This is a genomic window from bacterium, assembly GCA_024742285.1.
GTDB lineage: Bacteria > Myxococcota_A > UBA9160 > UBA9160 > UBA4427 > UBA4427.
The window spans coordinates 40,776-54,040 of record JANSYR010000022.1 but is presented as its reverse complement, the minus strand read 5'-3'; the positions used below and the strand labels follow the sequence as shown (position 1 = coordinate 54,040).

Annotated in this window: 12 protein-coding genes; 6 read left to right on the top strand and 6 right to left on the bottom strand. The window is 69.2% G+C overall.

Annotation, left to right across the window (positions count from 1 at the left end; genetic code table 11):
• Positions 1-45: 45 nt before the first annotated feature.
• Complete coding sequence (locus NXI30_27025; GenBank protein ID MCR9097889.1) at positions 46-1,248, bottom strand: cytochrome P450; 1,203 nt, start codon at positions 1,246-1,248, stop codon at positions 46-48.
• Positions 1,249-1,367: 119 nt separating this feature from the next.
• Between NXI30_27025 and NXI30_27020 the strand changes: the two genes are divergently transcribed.
• Positions 1,368-2,516: an epoxide hydrolase gene (locus NXI30_27020; protein MCR9097888.1), complete on the top strand. Its 1,149-nt coding sequence runs from the start codon at positions 1,368-1,370 to the stop codon at positions 2,514-2,516.
• Positions 2,517-2,525: 9 nt separating this feature from the next.
• Here NXI30_27020 and NXI30_27015 read toward each other — a convergent pair whose 3' ends face one another.
• On the bottom strand, positions 2,526-3,056 hold the full coding sequence (locus NXI30_27015) for a hypothetical protein (GenBank protein ID MCR9097887.1): 531 nt from the start codon (positions 3,054-3,056) through the stop codon (positions 2,526-2,528).
• Positions 3,057-3,217: 161 nt separating this feature from the next.
• On the opposite strand from NXI30_27015, the gene NXI30_27010 reads away from it, so the two are divergent.
• On the top strand, positions 3,218-3,766 hold the full coding sequence (locus tag NXI30_27010; protein MCR9097886.1) for a PadR family transcriptional regulator: 549 nt from the start codon (positions 3,218-3,220) through the stop codon (positions 3,764-3,766).
• Between the two features lie 79 nt (positions 3,767-3,845).
• Complete coding sequence (locus NXI30_27005; protein MCR9097885.1) at positions 3,846-5,099, top strand: cytochrome P450; 1,254 nt, start codon at positions 3,846-3,848, stop codon at positions 5,097-5,099.
• On the opposite strand, the gene NXI30_27000 is transcribed toward NXI30_27005, so the two are convergent.
• Together NXI30_27000 and NXI30_26995 are read right to left on the bottom strand one after the other, a co-directional pair.
• The gene (locus tag NXI30_27000) at positions 5,096-6,178 is read right to left on the bottom strand and encodes a hypothetical protein (protein ID MCR9097884.1); all 1,083 of its coding nucleotides are present in this window, start codon (positions 6,176-6,178) and stop codon (positions 5,096-5,098) included. The two genes, NXI30_27005 and NXI30_27000, sit on opposite strands and share 4 nt — an antisense overlap.
• A gap of 125 nt (positions 6,179-6,303) precedes the next feature.
• Complete coding sequence (locus NXI30_26995) at positions 6,304-8,004, bottom strand: electron transfer flavoprotein-ubiquinone oxidoreductase (GenBank protein ID MCR9097883.1); 1,701 nt, start codon at positions 8,002-8,004, stop codon at positions 6,304-6,306.
• Between the two features lie 464 nt (positions 8,005-8,468).
• On the opposite strand from NXI30_26995, the gene NXI30_26990 reads away from it, so the two are divergent.
• Positions 8,469-9,425: a hypothetical protein gene (locus NXI30_26990; protein MCR9097882.1), complete on the top strand. Its 957-nt coding sequence runs from the start codon at positions 8,469-8,471 to the stop codon at positions 9,423-9,425.
• Between the two features lie 94 nt (positions 9,426-9,519).
• On the opposite strand, the gene NXI30_26985 is transcribed toward NXI30_26990, so the two are convergent.
• Positions 9,520-10,281 (bottom strand): prolipoprotein diacylglyceryl transferase, encoded by a 762-nt coding sequence (locus NXI30_26985; protein MCR9097881.1) that lies wholly within the window; start codon positions 10,279-10,281, stop codon positions 9,520-9,522.
• Between the two features lie 114 nt (positions 10,282-10,395).
• Positions 10,396-11,463, bottom strand: a complete 1,068-nt coding sequence (locus NXI30_26980; protein ID MCR9097880.1) for a HAMP domain-containing histidine kinase — start codon at positions 11,461-11,463, stop codon at positions 10,396-10,398.
• A 265-nt stretch (positions 11,464-11,728) separates the two neighbouring features.
• Here NXI30_26980 and NXI30_26975 point away from each other — a divergent pair, with 265 nt between their 5' ends.
• Positions 11,729-12,385: a transglycosylase SLT domain-containing protein gene (locus NXI30_26975; GenBank protein MCR9097879.1), complete on the top strand. Its 657-nt coding sequence runs from the start codon at positions 11,729-11,731 to the stop codon at positions 12,383-12,385.
• Entirely contained in the window at positions 12,386-13,237 is an 852-nt protein-coding gene (locus tag NXI30_26970) for a lysophospholipase (GenBank protein MCR9097878.1), read from the top strand.
• The last annotated feature ends 28 nt before the right edge of the window (positions 13,238-13,265 follow it).

Sequence of the window (13,265 nt, the reverse complement as noted above, 5' to 3'; positions counted from 1 at the left end):
GCCGGCTTCGCTGTCCGCGGCTCGGCGGCCTGAGATGGGGCGCCCTCAGGTGCGCGGCGTGAGGCGTGCCAGGATCGGCCGATCGGAAAGACTGCTCGGGAGGTGCGGGTAGTCCGCGCCCGCTACAGGCTCCATCCCGGCCACGCGGTCGAGCAGGGCGCGGACCGTGGCCTCGCCCTCGTGGCGGGCGAGGGTGGCGCCCGGGCACACGTGGCTGGCCGCGCCGAACGCGACGTGATCGCGGGGGTTCTCGCGGTCGAGGCGGAACACGTCCGCGTCGGTCCAGCTTGTTTCGTCCCGGTTGCCCGAGCCGAGGCCGACCTCGATCCAGTCTCCCTGGCGGATCTCGACGTCCCCGAGCTTCGTGTCCCGCATCGCGCGTCGCGCGGTGCCCTGGACCGGCGCGTCATGGCGCAGGGATTCCTCGAGATAGTTCGCGACGAGCGAGCGATCCGTGTCGAGCTGCCGGAAGAGGTCGGGGTCGATCAGGAGTCGGTGGACCAGGTGGCCGAGGAAGGTCCGGGTCGTGTGGACGCCGGCGTTCACCATGAAGTGCAGCTGGGTCACGATCTCGACGTCCGTGAGCGGCTCGCCCTCGATCTCGGCGTCCATCAGGACGGTGAAGACGTCGCGCTCGCGCGGCGCATCGTCGGCGCGACGCCGCGCGAGCTCCGCCGCGAAGTAGCGTTGGATCGGGGGGCCTTCGGGTCCCACGTCCGGGGAGCAGCGCCGCTTCATGAGACTGCCGTCGAGGGACCATTGCATGAACCTGGCCGCCGCGTCCGCCGGGTCCGGCAGCCCCATCATCCGCCCGAGGACCAGGCTCGGGATCGGCATCGCGTAGCCGAGGTGGAGATCGACGGGCTCGTCCCCCGCTTCGAGGAGTCGATCGAGCAGGCCGTGGCAGGTCTGCTCGGCGTAGTCGCCGAGCGCGTTCACGCGGTGGCGCGCGAAACAGGCGTTGTAGAGCCGACGGATCTGACCGTGGCGGGGCTCTTCGATCTCCGACAGGAAGAGCTGCTCGGGCGGGACCTCCTCGCGGCCGGCGAGCCCGGACAGGGGCGCGAGGTCCGCGACGAAGGTCTCGACGTCCTTCAGGCAGCGTTCGATCTCTTCCCGTCGCGACAGGTACCACCCCTGGGACGAATGACAGACGGGCTCCTCGCTTCGGATGCGCGCCAACAGGTCGAAGGGCACGCCTTCGGCCGCATGCTTCGGGTCACGCGCATCGTATTTCAATCCTGCCATCTCCCCGGCCCTCCGTCGCGACCCGCTTCTCCGTTGAGGGTACGGAAAAAAGCGATGTAGAGTGCAAGCGGCGTGAAGCGGGTCCGGGGATCCGGGCAGAGCGTACGGAGGTCGGGCGGATGTCGGAATCGGGAATCGAACCGTTCAAGATCGCGGTCGACGAGTCGGTCCTCGAAGATCTCCAGCGAAGGCTTTCGAGCGTGCGCTGGCCGGATGCGGTCGAAGACGCCGGCTGGGAGTACGGAAGCGATCTCGACTTCGTGCGCGAGCTCGTCACGCACTGGCGGGAGGTCTACGACTGGCGCGCGATCGAAGCGCAGCTCAATCGGCTGCCGCAGTTCAGAGCCGAGATCGACGGCTTCGGCATCCATTTCGTCCACGTGCGCGGTCGCGGGCCGGATCCCCTCCCGCTCGTCCTGAACCACGGCTGGCCGAGCTGCTTCTACGAGATGCACAAGGTGATCGGTCCCTTGTCCGATCCGGCCGCGCATGGGGGCGACCCGGCCGACGCGTTCCACGTCGTCGTGCCGTCGCTCCCCGGCTACGGGTTCTCCGATCGGCCGAGAACGAGGGGCGTCGACACGGCGCGGATCGCCGATCTCTGGAAGACGTTGATGGTCGACCGGCTGGGCTACACGCGTTTCGGCGCTCAAGGCGGCGACTGGGGGGCGGCGATCCAGACGGATCTCGGCAATCGACATGCCGAGCACCTGGTCGGCCTCCACTTCAACATGCTCACGCCGCCGGTCGATCCCGAGTCGCTCACGCCGGAGCAACGGCAATGGTGGACTGAGGTCCAGGCCTATCGCGACGAGGAGTGGGGCTACGTCCATCTCCAGCGAACCAAGCCCCAGACGCCTTCGTTCGCATTGAACGACTCGCCGGCGGGGCTCGCCGCATGGATCGTCGAGAAGTGGCGGCGTTGGAGCGACTGTGACGGCGATCCGGAGTCGATCTACACGAAGGACGAGCTCCTCACGACGGTGATGATCTACTGGGTGACCGAGACCATCGGCTCGTCGATGCGGCTCTACCGCGAGACCTTCGGTCGAACGTCCGGGCCCGGGCGCTACGAGGTGCAGGACGTCCCGGTCGGCGTCGCCGCGTTCAACGAGGTGAATCGTCCGCCTCGCGCGCTCTGCGAGCCCTTCTTCGATCTCCACCGCTTCACGGTCATGGAGCGCGGCGGGCACTTCCCGGCGATGGAGGTCCCGGAGGCCCTCGTCGAAGAGGTCCGCGCGTTCTATCGGCCGCTTCGCGGAGGGTGACGGCGTGCGTCAGCCGAGCGCCATGCCCTTCACGAACATCGCCGACTGATCGCCCACGTAGACGAGCTCGCCCTCCTGGCGGAACTCGAAGGCGTAGCGGAGGACGATGCGGGAGGGGCCCACGCGCTTGCGCGTCTCCGTCGAGACCAGCTCGATCGGCGGGCCGAGTCGGGCGAGGCGCTTGAAGTCGGCGCGGTGGATCCGGTTGCCGAAGCCCGCCCAGCCCTCGTCCCAGCGGACACCGTGGAGGAGCCATGCGTGCAGGCAGCCGAGGGCGCCGGTCACCATCACGAGCTCCGCGCCGGAGACGTGGCCGGGGTGGTTCGCGCTGGTGCGCTGGGTCTCGGCGAAGGGGAAGGTGCGGCTCCCGGTCTCGAGCATGGCCTCGATCCGGCAGGCCTCGGGGTCGAGCGCGGTGATCTCGTCGACGAGGACGGCGGGCTCCCGATAGAGGAAGGTGTCGAGGAAGGCCTGGAGGTCGTCCGGGTCGACGACCTCGGCGCTCCGCTCGGCGAGCGGGGATCGGCGGGGTTCGGGCATCCGCGGATTCTTCCATGCGGGTCGCACGGGCGTCAACGGCCCTGGAGAAGCGAGACGCCTCTTCGAAGCGGCTCCCATGACGCGCTGCCGGCACTATCCTCCGGGCATCTGCCGCGCGCGAGGATCCGCGCCGACGGGCAGCGGAAGGAGCGAAGCGAAGCGTGGCCCGGACCCCGAATCGAACGCGACAGGCGCTGCTCGGCTTCCTGAGCTGGGGGCCCCAGACCGGCTATGGCCTCCGGAAGGTGATCGACGGCTCGGTCTCGAACTTCTGGACCGAGAGCTACGGCCGGATCTATCCCATGTTGAAGGAGCTCGAAGAGGACGGCCTCGCCACGTCGGTCGAGCGGCAGACTCCTGGCGGGCGCCCCACGAAGACCTACTCGATCACGGAGCGCGGCCGCGCGGAGCTCGACGCCTGGCTCCACGACGAGCCCGCGCCTCCGGCGCGGCGCAACGAGCTGCTGCTCAAGATGTTCTTCACCGCCCGCGGCGAGGGAATCGACCCTTCGAACATGATCGAGAGTTTCCGCGCGGAGAAGCTCGCCGATCTCGAGCGCTATGCCGAGACCCGCGAGGAGCTCGAAGCGTCCGAGACGCCGCCGCCGGACATGAAGTACTGGATGATGACGCTCCGCTACGGCGAACTCGAAGCGGAGGCGCACGTGAAGTGGGCGGACGAGGTCCTGAAGGAGCTCGGCGCGCTCTGAATCGTGCGGCTTTGCGTGACGCCGCGTCCATCGGGCGCGCACCCGCGCGGCGCTACGTTCGCGGTCGAGAGGAGCGCCCATGTCCGCCGCCGACGCCTTGACCACCGAGCAGGTCCTCGGTCCCGACGAGTTCAAAGCCCACGGCTACCCGCACGAAGCGTGGAAGACGCTCCGTCGGGAGGCGCCGGTCAAGTATTTCGACATGGGCCCGCGCCCGGGCTTCTGGGCCGTGACCCGCCGCGCGGACATCGTCTGGCTCTCGAAGCAGCCGGCGAAGTTCCTGAACGCTCCCCGCGTCGCCGTCTTCGCCGACAGCCCGCCGCCGGATCCCGAGAAGCCGAATCGCGCGATCCTGCGTCATCTCCTGAACATGGATCCGCCGGACCACGCCGAGTACCGGAACCTGGCGAGCGCCTGGTTCACCCCGCGCGCGATCGCTCGCCGCCGCCCGGAGATCGAACGGATCGCCGACGACCTCGTGGACGAGATCGCCGAGAAGGAAGAGATCGACTTCGTCGAGGACTTCACCGCGCCGCTGACCCTCTCGGTCCTCGCCGACATGCTCGGCGTCCCGCGGACCGACTGGCGCCGGATGTTCGAGTGGACGAATCAGATCGCCGGCGCGAGCGACCCCGAGTACCAGGTCGGCGGGGGCGACTCCGGCGAGCAGATGCGCCAGACGCTCCAGGAGATGAACGCCTACTTCGCCGAGAGGGTCGCCGAGCGACGCGGGGCGCCGGGCGACGCCCCCGACGACATCACGAGCGTGCTCGCGAACGCCGTCTTCCGGGGCGGCGAGGTCCCGACCCTCGAGCTGCTCTCCTACTTCGCGCTCCTCGTGGTGGCCGGAAACGAGACGACCCGGAACGCCGCGAGCGGCGGGATGCTCGCGTTGATCGAGAACCCGGGCGAGCTCGCCAGGCTACGAGGCGACCTCTCGCTCGTCCCGAAGGCGACGGAGGAGATCGTCCGCTGGACGTCGCCGGTGATCCAGTTCTGCCGGACGCCGGTGGAGGATCTCGAGCTGCACGGCCAGAAGATCCCGGCCGGCGAGAACCTCTGCCTGCTCTACCCCTCGGCGAACCGGGACGAAGACGTCTTCGACGACCCGGACACGTTCAAGGTCGATCGTTCGCCCAACCCGCACATCGGCTTCGGGATCGGCGAGCACTTCTGTCTCGGCGCCAATCTGGCCCGGCTCGAGATCCGGATCGCGCTCGAGAAGCTGGTCCCGAGGCTCGAGCGAATCGAGCTCGCCGGGGAGATGGAGCGAATGCGGTCGAGCTTTCTCGGTGGGGTGAAGCGGATGCCGGTTCGGGTGAAGGTGCGTTAGGCGTTCGGAAAGAGCTCGACTCGCTCTGCGACCGTCCCCGTGTCGATGGCCTCCGCGAGTTCTTCCGCCAACGCGCGACACCGCTCGACCACGTCGTACCAGCGCGCCACCCGCTCGGCTTCTCCGAAGTCCAGGAAGTCGTCGCGGTCCGGCACCTTCCCGCCCGGCAGCGTCGCCACGAAGGCGTCGCTCGGCGCGATCATCACCACGTCCTCCAGCGCCCGTGCCGAGGGCCTGCGCTTCTTCCAGGGCTTGTCGAACCAGCCCGGCGTGATCCTGTCGAAGAAGTGGGGGAAGAGAACGAGGCGATCGTCGCGCGCGAACTCGAAGTCGAAGTGGTAGTCGATGATCCCGCCGTCGAAGTGGGTTCCGGAGACGCCCGGGACGTCGCGGACGCCCTCCATCAGGAGGGGGATCGAACCACTCGAGAGCAGCGCTCGCGGCACCCGCTCCGGCGTCAGGTCGACGGATTCCGTCGGGAGGTCGTCCCAGTCGAGGCGGGCGTGAAGTGTCTGGAAGACGACGCGCTCGAAGTGGCGGCCGAGGGCGCGGCGCGAGAACGCGTTCGCGAAGGCGCCGGCGCCGACCTGGAAATTGAAGGCGAGGCCGCGGTCCCGGCCGCGATCGCGACGCAGGCGCGCCGCGACGATGCTCGTTCGCAGATGCGGATGCTCGCAGATCTCCTTGGCACCGGAGTCCCCCAGCACGAGATCGAGCACGTTGATGCTCTCGCGCGTGATGGCCTCCTTCGAGGGCATGCCCTTCCGGTCGAGCTCGTCCTCCGCATAGGACTGCTCGACGTAGGCGGGCTCGAAGCAGGTGAGGGCGACCTGGGGGTCGACCTGCGCATAACACGCGTGGCGGAAGCTCCCGATCGAGGAGCCGAGGGCCTCGAGGGGCGTCGTGCGCGGGAGCACGACGCGGTCGATCAAGACGCTGTCGAGGTGGCGGAGGACGAGCCACTTGGGACCGCCCGACGCGCCGACCAGGGTTCCGAAGAGGTCCGGGTGGAAGCCTTCTTCGCGGAGTCGCTGTGCTGCGCGGGCGCCGGCGCGGATGACGAGATTGCGTTCGCTCATGTCGGACCGCGAAGGGTGGACGAAGGCGCCTCGGCGCGCAAAGAAAGAAGGGGTCTCAGCGCAGAGAAAAGGGCCGGAGCGCGAGGCTCCGGCCCTTCGTCTTCGCGTACTGCGAGTCGACGCGACTACATCTTGGTGTAGTCGGGCCCCTCGCCGCCCTGCGGCGTCGTCCAGGTGATGATCTGGTACGGATCCGCGATGTCGCACGTCTTGCAGTGGACGCAGTTCTCGTGGTGGATGAAGAGCTCCTTCGTTCCCGGGTTGTCCTGGGAATCCACCATCTCGTAGACCGCGGCCGGGCAGAACTTCTCGCACGGGTTCCCGTAGTCACGGGCGCAGTCCGTCGCGCAGACGTTCTTGTCGGCGACCTTCAGGTGCGGCTGCTGGTCGGCTTCGTGGGCGGTGCCCGAGTAGCCGACCGAGTTCTCCTTCGAGAAGGTGAGTACGCCGTCGGGCTTGAAGGGCTCGCGCTCGCGGCGGGACTTCGGGAGCTCCCAGAGCTTCTTCATGGCGCGGTGCGGTGCGTGGGTCTCGAGCCCGTCGATCATGCCGCGGCCCTTGGTCGGGACCATCAGCGGAATGTTGAGCATGCCGAAGAGCGGCGAGATCTCGTTGCTGCCCGAGAAGTTCCGCGCCTCGTAGTGCTCCTGGTACGCCCAGCTGTTGCGGAAGCGCTCGGCGTAGTTGCCGAGGGTCTTCGCCGAGGTGTCGGCGGCCTTGATGCTGTCGATGATCGTTTCCGCCGCCATCATGCCCGACTTGATCGCCGTGTGGATGCCGGCGAGCTTCATGATGTTGAGCATGCCCGCCGAGTCCCCGACGAGCATGGCACCGTTGCAGTAGAGCTTCGGGATCGCGCGCAGGCCACCCGCCGGCACGCACTTCGCGCCGTACTTGACGAGCTCTGCCCCCTCGAGGAGGTCGCGCATGAACGGGGAGTCGCGCTTGAACTCCTGGGCGGCGCGGTGGGGATCGTTGTTCGGATCCTCACTCGCGAGCGGCGTCACGAAGCCGTAGGACACGAGGTTGTCGCCCATGTCGTACAGCCACATGCCGTGGATCTCGCCCAGGAAGTCGGGGAACATCGAGCCGTGGATCACGCGGCCGGGCTTGTGCTTCTCCGGCTTGACCCGCCAGATCTCCTTGATGCCCGTCTCGTAGGTCTGCTCGCACTCGCCGTGCATGTCGAAGCGATCGAGGACCGTCTTCGTGCAGGATCCGCGAACGCCTTCGCCGAAGACGGTCACGCCGGCGACGATGTCCATGCCGGGCTGGTAGGTCGACTTCGGCTTGCCGTCCTTGTCGATGCCCATGTCGCCCGTGCGCACGCCGACGACCCGGTCGCCCTCGAAGAGGACCTCCGAGGCGGCGAAGCCCGGGTAGATCTCGATGCCCTTCTCCTCGCACTTCTCGGCGAGGAACTTCACGACGTCCGAGAGGGAGACGATGTGGTAGCCCTTCTTCTGGAAGAAGGGCGGGGTGACGAGCGCGGGCAGCTTGACGGTGAACTTCCGGAAGAACTGCCAGAAGTACGCCTTGTCGCAGGTCTGCTCGATCGGGAAGCCCTGCTCCTTGTAGTCGGGCATGAGCTCGGCGATGCCCTTCGGGTTCATCACCGCGCCCGAGAGCTGGTGGTCGCCGATCTCGGCGGCCTTCTCGATCACGAGGACCACGGGAGGCTCGATCGGTTCTTCCCCGCGTGCCTCGCAAGATGCATTGTGCTCCTCGACCTGGTTCATCAGGTGGTAGGCGGAGGCGAGGGTGGCCGGACCGGCGCCGACGAAGAGGACGTCGACCTCCATGCTTTCGCGTTCGGGTTCGGACATCGCTTGTCTTCCTTTCTGGGCTTGGCTGGGGTGGCGGGGCCGACGAGGCGCCCGCTGTCCGCCCCGGAGGATGCCGGGGCTCCCGGAGCGCGGCGTGGCGCCCTCCGGATGGATCTCGGGATGGCCGGACAATAAAAGACGGGGCGTCTCGAAACAACGGGATCCCGGTCAGGTCAGGTCCTGAAACCCCACTCAGTTGCGTCTCGCGGTGCTCAGCGGGGCCTTCGCCGCCCTGCACCGATTCGTGGCAGAGGGGAGGCGAATCCGCATTCGGTTCCCTCGGAAGGCGGTTTGGCGCCCGCCGGGGGCTCTCCTATGCTGCCGCGCGCACCAGCCCGGGGCGCGGATGGCCGATGAATCCGGGGTCGGGTCGGCGCTGTCTGTCGATCCGTCAGAATGTGCGCGGCACGCCCCCGGAACGGCGCGCCCACTCCCCACCCCGGGAGCAAGGAACCCCCCTCGCGATGTCGTCCCGACGTGACGCAGCCCAGCAGTCGTCCGACTTCGTGCAGCTCCTGCGCGAGTTCCTGACCGCGTCCGCGGAGCTCGCCGAGGCGATCGAGCGCGAGGACGACCTCGACTTCGCGACCCTGGCGGGGGCGGTGGGCGACGACCCGGCCTCTGCGCTCTTCAGACTGAAGGAACGCAGCCACGCGCTCTTCCGGAGCGAAGGTCTCTCTTCGGAAGCCGTGCGCCGGGAAGTGCTCTTCGACCTGACCGTCGGCGCGCTCTTCCACGCGGCGATGATGCTCCGCGAGAGCCTGTACCAGCGGGACGTGTACGCACCGCGCCTGGCGTCGCTGCGCGCTGCGACCGACGGAGATCCCGACGCGCTCTTCGGCGAGTTCGAGGGGCTCCTCGAACGGAGCGCCGGTCGCGTCGACGAAGGTCTCTCGGAGGTCCGCATCCTCCTCGCGCAGACCCGTGAGCAGTTCCGCCGGATGCTCGTCGAGCGCGCCGACGAGCGCGGCGTCGTGCGCTGCCTCCTCCAGCGCCGCGACCTCGTCGACCGGACCTTCCGCGGGGGCTTCGCGACCCTGCTCGCAGAGATGTTCGGGGACGTGTCGACGGGGCTGGTCGAAGCGGCCCGCGCGCTGCTCCACAGCGCCTACTTCGTCGAGGCGTCGAAGGTGCTGCGCGAGGCGTCCCGCGAAGCCCGGGCACCGAGCGCGGAGATCGACCAGCTCGAGCGCTATGCGGAAGGCATGCAGGCATTCCTCGACGGCGACTACGCCTCGAGCATCGCCGCCCTCGAAGCCTGGGTCGACCTCGGCGGTCCCCTCGAGGTCCGGCGCTTCGCGCGCCGGGCCGCGTCGGCGCTCTCGCGGGTGGGCCGACTCGTCGACAACGACGCCGAGGGCGCCACGATCGTCGACGCGGCGAAGCAGCTCCAGGGGCGCCTCGAGTCGACGCCGGGCTGAGGGCGGGGCGCCGGCGGTTCAGGTCGGTGCCGGGCGGAACGCGGAGCACCGTCCGTTCAGGTCGACGCCGCGCGGAACGCGGATCGCCGGCTGATCAGGCGGAGGCGGCGACCGGGTCGGCGTCCTGCGACCGGGCGCGCAGGATCAGCACGACGCCGAAGACGATCAGGCCGAGGCCGATGAACTGGGCCTCGGAGAGGCCGAGGGCGACGCGGGCGTTCAGGCGCCAGAACTCGATGGCGAAGCGGCCGATGCCGTTGATGATCAGGAACTCGCCCATCAGCGACGCGCTCTTCATGCGCCGGCTCCAGAGGAAGCCGGCTCCGAGCAGGAGCCACGCCGTCTCGTAGAGCATCGTCGGATGGACCGGGTAGTGCACCGGCGGCAGGCCGTTCGGGAACGCCACGGCCCAGGGCAGGTCCGAGGCCGTCCCGTAGTCGTCGCCGACCAGGAAACAGCCGACGCGGCCGATCGCCTGGCCGACGGCCAGGGAGATGCAGGCCGCGTTCGCGAGGGGGATCGGAGGGACCTGCCAGTACTTGCAGCCCAGGTAGCCCGCGAGGCCGCCGCCGATGAAGCCGCCGTAGAAGACCAGGCCGCCGCGGCTGAACATCGAGGCCCAGAACGGATCGCCGTAGATCAGGTAGAAGCTGATCGCGTAGTAGAGCTTCGCGCCGAACACGCCGCCCAGCATGATCACCATCAGCAGGTTGGCCGCGTCCTCGGGGTCGAGTCCCTCTTCCTTCATGCGCGGAAGCGAGATCCAGTATCCGACGAGGAACCCGAGGGCCATCATCGCGCCGAAGCTCGAGATGGGCCAATCGAGGCCCGGGATCGTGAAGAGCACCGGATACATGGAATTCCCCTCTGGCGCGCGTTCTGGCTCGGATCGAGGCGGGCGCACGGTACGTGAAGGCCCTCGGCCGGGCAATCGGCGCGGGCGGCGACGACGGAACTACGCGAATGGCGTCTACGTGGTTTCGTCCCGACCGCCGTCGGGGCGCGGGAGCCAGACCCGGAACCGGGCCCCACCGCTCGGAGCGTCCTCGACGTGGATCCGGCCGCCGTGGGCGTCGACGATCTTGCGCACGATCGCGAGGCCGAGACCGCTCGACTTCCGGCCCTCGATCGATTGACGAGGATGGCGCGCGGTCCGGAAGGGCTCGAAGATCCGCGCGCGGTCTTCCGGGGCGATTCCGGGGCCGTTGTCCTCGACGTCGAGCTGCCAGCCGTCGTCCATGGCCTCCACGCGGACCTCGATCCGGCCGGTGCCGTCGCGCGGGACGAAGCGGATCGCGTTGCCCACGAGATTCGAGAAGAGCTGATAGAGGCGCGTCCGATCGCAGACGACGACCGGGGCCTCGGCCGGAACGACGAGCGCGATGCGCGCGGCGTCGAGCTCGAGCTTTCGCTCGGCGGCGAGCTGCTCGAGCACGGCGGCCGGGTTCACGTGCACCGACATGTTGGGCGTGTCCTCCATCCGCGTGAGTGCGAGGAGGTCGTGGAGGAGGCGCTCCATGTGTCGGCCCGCCTGCTCGATCCGGTCGACGAAGTGCTGCCCCGTCCGCCCGATCGGTTCGCCGAACTCGTCGCGCAGCAGACGCGTGAAGCCGAGCACCGAGACGAGCGGCGAGCGCAGGTCGTGGGACACGCTGCGCAGGCAGGTCTCGAGCTCCTCGTTCTTGCGCGCCAGGGTCTCGAGCGGGGCTTCCGGGTCCGCGGCGTCGACGAGCACGACGCGCAGCGGCGGATCGCTCGCGACGTCGAAAGACCGGAGTCCCGGGGTGTCGGCCGCCGCGGTCTCGTCGGCCAGGCAGTCGGCGATCGCGCGAACGAGGGCAGGCGCGTCGTCGGCGTCTGCGAACGTCACCGGCGGCGGCTCGCCGAGTCGGCCTTCCGGATCGTGAGTGAAGACGGTTCGGCCCATCGCATCGACGGCCACGACCACGGCGTGCAGCGCGCCGAGGCCCTCGAGGAGCGCGCGCGAGGCCGGGTCGAGCTGCGGGCTCGCAGGGAATGGAGCGGCGGCGGTCGACATGGGGACGATTCCGAAGAGACGCGGACAGTTGGGGGCGACTGACCGATCCACGCCGCGTCACGCACTCCGGATCGGATGACGCGAAAATACCGGATCGCCCGGCGGAATAGAAGCGCTCGGGCAGAGATGGGGGCCAGGTGAAGCATTTCGGTGTCACATGGCCGCCGGGCAGGGGCATGGGTACTCTGCCTCTTCGCCCGGCCGTCGGGCAGCGACCGCGAGGGGCGCTGCGATCGACCGCGGTCGCGGCAGCTGGAGGGGCCGAGTGGATTCGTCGCAGCCGAAAGCGGACCGAGCGGAGCCGCCGTCCGGTGCTCCGCCGCCCGAGGCCGCCTGGCACGCCCTCGGCAGTACGCTCTCGCCGCGGGGCCGACGGGTCTCGACCTGGGTGCTGGTGGCGCTGGGCGCGCTGCTGGTGATCGACGCGCCGCCCGTCCGATTCGAGCGCGCGCAGGGCGTGATCACCGCCGACGAGGAGCTCGCCGCGACCCGCGGCGCCGTCGGAGCGGCCCTTCGCGCCCATCTTCGCGACCGCCGTTCGGCCCTCTCCGAGGAGGAGACCGAGCGCGTGATCGAGGCCGTCCTGCGAAGCAGTCGCCGCTACGAGCTCGACCCCTATCTCGTGACGGCGGTGCTGATCGTGGAGAGCGATGCGCGGCCCTGGGCCGAGAGCGGGAAGGGGGCGATCGGTCTGATGCAGGTGATGCCCTACATGGCCGAGAAGCTGCCGCTGTCGGGCAACCTCGCGACGATCGAGAGCAACGTCGAGGCGGGCTGCTTCATTCTCGCCGACAACATCCGTCGGCTCGGCGAAGCGCGGGGGATCTCGAGCTATTTCTGGGGGCGCCGGATCCGCGGCGTCGCCTATCTCCAGAAAGTGCAGCGCGCCCGTGCGCGCGTCCGCGCGGCGAGTGCCGGCTGAGTGCGCGACCAGATCCTTCGAAAAGAGACCCAGGTCGTCCTCTCCGATCAGGGCGAGCGGTATCGCCGGAGCTGGCTCCCGCCGGAGCCCTCCCGCGTGATGATCCTCGTCCATGGCTATGCGGAGCACGCCGGGCGCTACGACGAGATGGCGATGCACTTCGCCGAGCGCGGCTTCGCCGTCCACGCCTACGACCAGGCGGGCCATGGGCGGACCGCCGGGCCCCGGGGACACGTCGATCGCTTCGACCGCCTGCCGGAGGAGGCGGCGCGCTTCGTCGAGCTGGTCGCCGTCGATCATCCGGGGCTGCCCATCACCCTCGTCGGCCACAGCATGGGCGGGCTCGTCGTCGCGACGGCCTGCGCCGAGCACCATCCCGCGGTCGATCGCGTCATCCTCTCGGGCGCGCTCCTGGCGCTGGGGGCGGGCGGGCTCCGGCAGACGCTCAGCCTGATGGCCGCGCGGGTCCTCTCGGTGGTGGCCCCGAAGATCGGTCTGGCCGCCGGTCTCGATCTCCAGGGACTCTCTCGCGATCCGGAAGTCATCCGGCGCTACGTCGAGGATCCCTACGTGAAGGACCGCATGACGGCGCGCTTCGCCGCCGGGATGAACGCCACGATCGACCGCACCCGGGCCGGGGCGAGTCGCGTCGAGCGACCGATGCTGATCCTCCATGGCGGGCTCGACCCGCTGGCCGCGCCGTCCGGCAGTCAGGCCTTCCATGCCGGTCTCTCGCCGCAGGTGGCGAGCGAGAGCGAGCTCAAGGTCTATCCCGAGCTGCGCCACGAGATCTTCAACGAGCCCGAGCGCGAGGCGGTCTGGCAGGACATGCTCGACTGGCTCGATCGCTGAGCCATGAGCCGGGGCCGAAGCGCGCCCG